Source organism: Acidovorax delafieldii 2AN, assembly GCF_000175235.1.
In the GTDB taxonomy this organism is placed as follows: domain Bacteria; phylum Pseudomonadota; class Gammaproteobacteria; order Burkholderiales; family Burkholderiaceae_C; genus Acidovorax; species Acidovorax delafieldii_B.
This window is the reverse complement of sequence record NZ_ACQT01000492.1, coordinates 1-1,371: the sequence shown is the minus strand read 5'-3', so window position 1 is coordinate 1,371 and position 1,371 is coordinate 1. Positions and strand designations below refer to the sequence as shown.

Sequence of the window (1,371 nt, the reverse complement as noted above, 5' to 3'; positions counted from 1 at the left end):
CGCAGCGCGCGCCCCGGCTGACGCTCGGTGCGCAGCCCGGTCCCAGGCTTTTTCATGGAAGAAAAAGGCCACGGCCTGCACCGTGGGCTCTAGCAGGCTCAGGGTGAGCGAGGCCCACAGGTTGCCTGTCACGGCGTAGGCCACCAAGGCGGCCACCGCGATATGGATCACGTAATAGCTGCCCGTTTTTATTAGCATGGTCTTGTTCTGGCGGGCGACTTGGCGGATGCGGGACATGACGGGCTCCTTTCTTCGTGCAGCAGTTGGGCCTGTTGGCCAGCTTGCTGCAATGGTAGGTGCCATCCATAGCTCAGGCCAATTGATCTGATCTAAAACAGAGATAAGAACTATTGTTCGGTGCACCAGCGCTTCGCACAGCCGACAGGGCGCGCGGACATCGCGCAACGGCCAAAAAATGCTGCGGAATGCAAAGCCCCCGTTGCTATGATGGCCGCTCTTTTCACCTCCAACCTTAGCCAACCAACGGGAGTGCGCATGGCCCTCATGGACTTCATCAAGAAACAGTTCATTGACATCCTCCAGTGGACCGAGGACGGCGACGGGACGCTGGCATGGCGCTTTCCGATGGAGGGGATGGAAATCCAGAACGGCGGCACGCTGGTGGTGCGCGAGTCGCAGATGGCCGTGTTCGTCAACGAAGGCCAGGTGGCCGACGTGTTCGGCCCCGGCACCTACAAGCTCACCACGCAGACCCTGCCGGTGCTGACCTACCTGAAGAACTGGGACAAGCTGTTCCAGTCGCCCTTCAAGAGCGACGTGTACTTCTTCAGCACGCGCCAGCAGATCGACCAGAAGTGGGGCACACCCCAGCCCATCACCATCCGCGACAAGGACTTCGGCGCGGTGCGCCTGCGCGCGTTCGGCAACTACGCCTTCCGCATCGCCGACCCCAAGTTGTTCCATACCGAGATTTCGGGTACGCGCGATGTGTACCCCGTGGCCGACCTCGAAGGCCAGCTGCGCGGCCTGGTGCTGCAGAACATCAGCAATGCCATTGCGGGCAGCGCGATTCCGTTCCTCGACCTGGCGGCCAACCAGCAGGCCTTTGCGGCTGCCCTGACCAAGGAGCTGCAACCCGAGTTCGCCAAGCTCGGCCTGCTGCTCGAAAACCTCACGGTCCAGAACCTCTCGCTGCCGGAAGAGCTGCAGAAGATCCTCGACCAGAAGATCGGCATGGGCATGGTCGGCAACGACATGGGCAAGTTCATGCAGTACCAGACGGCGCAGGCCATCCCGAAATTCGCCGAGGGTGTGGGCCAGGGTGGCGGCGTGGCGGGCGACGCCATGGGTCTGGGCGCCGGTGTGGCGCTGGGCCAGGTGCTGGCGCAGAACCTGCAGCAAGGCCTGCAA

2 protein-coding genes are annotated in these 1,371 nt (G+C 62.4%); one reads left to right on the top strand and one right to left on the bottom strand.

What is annotated here, in order from left to right; all coding sequences use genetic code 11:
* Nucleotides 1-237 (bottom strand): DUF2061 domain-containing protein (locus ACDELDRAFT_RS22510; RefSeq protein ID WP_005801230.1); only part of this gene is annotated, 237 nt, incomplete at its 3' end.
* A gap of 258 nt (nucleotides 238-495) precedes the next feature.
* On the opposite strand from ACDELDRAFT_RS22510, the gene ACDELDRAFT_RS22505 reads away from it, so the two are divergent.
* Nucleotides 496-1,371, top strand: an 876-nt coding sequence (locus ACDELDRAFT_RS22505) for an SPFH domain-containing protein (RefSeq protein ID WP_005801228.1), incomplete at its 3' end; no start/stop codon positions are given.